The sequence below is a fragment of the uncultured Idiomarina sp. genome (assembly GCF_964010655.1).
GTDB classification, from domain to species: domain Bacteria; phylum Pseudomonadota; class Gammaproteobacteria; order Enterobacterales; family Alteromonadaceae; genus Idiomarina; species Idiomarina baltica.
This window is the reverse complement of the sequence record NZ_CAXGLS010000094.1, coordinates 1-2,326: the sequence shown is the minus strand read 5'-3', so window position 1 is coordinate 2,326 and position 2,326 is coordinate 1. Positions and strand designations below refer to the sequence as shown.

Below are 2,326 nucleotides of genomic sequence, written 5' to 3'. Positions count from 1 at the left end.
GTTTACTTGCCTTCTCTCTAGTTTTACAGCTGTTGCCCACGCTCATTGGGGCACTGTATTGGCGGCGTGGTCATGCCCGAGGTGTCTATGCGGGGCTCGCTGCCGGCTCAATTGGCTGGATAGTGAGTGTATTGATACCACTCTACAGCGATGCGTTGCTCTCCGACGTTGAGATCATCACCCGTGGCACGGTAATTTCGCTGTTGATGAACAGCTTTGCCTATATTGCCTTCTCGTTGCTGTCGCGGCCACGATTAGTCGATCGCATTCAAGCGACTGCATTCGTAAAACCACGTGCATCTTTACCCGATAGTCCGCTGCATAAAAACCGGTCAGCGACTAACGCGGATATGTTGCTGCTGCTGAAGACTTTTTTAGGGGCGGAGCGCGCGCAACAACTGATGCGGTACTACCAAGCACCCAACGAATCGGTGTCCTTGCGTGCTGAAGCCGTTGCCGACCAGAACTTAATTAATTACGTCGAACGTGCGATTGCGGGTGTTTTAGGGTCTGCGACGGCGCGCTCTTTAGTCGAGGCGGCATTGCGCGATAGGCAACTCAACCTTGAGGAAGTGGTTCACTTCTTTGATGACACCACCCAAGCGTTACAAACCCAGCAGTCGATTCTGTTTAGTTCGCTAGAGAACTTAGCGCAGGGCATCAGTGTTGTTGATTCGGAGTTGCGCCTGGTCGCGTGGAATAAACGCTATACCGACCTATTCGACTATCCAGAAGGTATGGTGAGACCGGGTCAGCCGATAGCGACACTAATCCGTTATAACGCCGAGCGAGGCGAGTGTGGTCCCGGTGAAGTCGAAGAGTTAGTGAGTAAACGCTTACGCTACATGCAAATGGGTTCTGCGCACCGGTTTATTCGTCGCCGCGCCGACGGTCGCGTGATTGAAATGGTAGGTAATCCGTTACCAAGTGGTGGATTCGTAACCAGTTTTACCGATATTACCGAGCACGTAGAAACTCAGCAAGCGCTCGAGGATGCCAATATCGACCTTGAGCAACGCGTCGATACGCGGACGCAAGAGATCCGCGAAATCAACCAAGAGCTCACCGCTGAAATTGATCGACGCCGTGAAGTTGAGAAAGAACTGAAAAAGGCAAAAGCAGAAGCTGAGGCGGCAAACGCATCAAAAACGCGGTTTTTAGCACTAGCTAGTCACGATATCTTGCAGCCACTCAACGCGGCACGACTGTATCTATCGGCGGTGAATGAGGATGAGCTATCAGAACGCAATCAAGGCTTGTTGGGTAAGTTAGATACGGCGTTGGGGTCTACTGAACACTTGTTATCGACACTGCTCTCGATTGCAAAAATGGACCAAGGAGCGCTTAAGCCACAGTTTAAACATGTGATGTTAAGCAGTGTTTTAAAACCGTTGATTGAAGAGTATCACGTCCTGGCGGAGCAGCGACAACTTGAGTTCCGGGCGTTTTATGTGGATCGCCCGGTGTATACCGATCCAACTTATTTGCGCCGTATTGTGCAGAATTTTTTGTCGAATGCCATTAAATATACGCCTAAGGGTAAAGTGTTACTCGGGGTACGTAAGCGGGGTGACTACTTACAAATCGCGGTGTGGGATACGGGTCCGGGCATCGCTGCTCAGCAGCAGAACAAAATCTTCGACGCTTTTTATCGGATCCAGAACCAAACGGTGGATGGTGTTGGCTTGGGCTTGAGTGTTGCGCAAAGAATGAGTGAGCAGCTCGGCTGCGAACCGCAAATCCGTTCGGTTGAGGGTAAAGGCTCGTGCTTCTCGGTGACGATACCCTTAGGTCATCACGCACAAGTGGTCGCCAAACGCACCGAACGAACGGACCAAACACCGACAGCGGAATTGAGCCTGCTTGTGGTCGACGACGATAAGGATAACCTCAGTGCTGTTAGCGCACTGCTAGAAAAGTGGAACTGTCGCGCGATAACCTGTCGCTCTTACGCCGATGCTGTTGCCTATGCAGAGGCCAACGAGCCGTTAGACGGTCTGTTGCTTGATTACCAACTCGGCGGTGACGACGGCATTCAGCTGGCGAGCGCGCTCCGTACCATTTGGCAGCGTGACTTACCCGGTGCACTGGTCACCGCCATGCGCGATGACCACGTGAAGCGCAACGCCCGCCAAGCCGGCCTGCACTTCATGCCCAAACCAGTCAAACCCGCCGCCCTCAAAGCCCTCCTAAAATACATCTCCTCGCGGTAGGTCGCGCATTTTGCGCGACGATGCACAAGACCACCTGATGAAAGTATCGGGTCGTACGCATCGCAGTAGGTCGCGCATTTTGCGCGACGATGCACAAGACCACCTGATGAGAG

At 52.7% G+C, this 2,326-nt stretch carries 1 protein-coding gene; it reads left to right on the top strand.

Going from position 1 to position 2,326, the window contains the following annotated elements; translation table 11 throughout:
* A partial coding sequence (locus tag ABNS04_RS12425) for a PAS domain-containing hybrid sensor histidine kinase/response regulator (RefSeq protein WP_348671609.1) occupies positions 1-2,213 on the top strand: 2,213 nt, incomplete at its 5' end.
* Between the last annotated feature and the right edge of the window lie 113 nt (positions 2,214-2,326).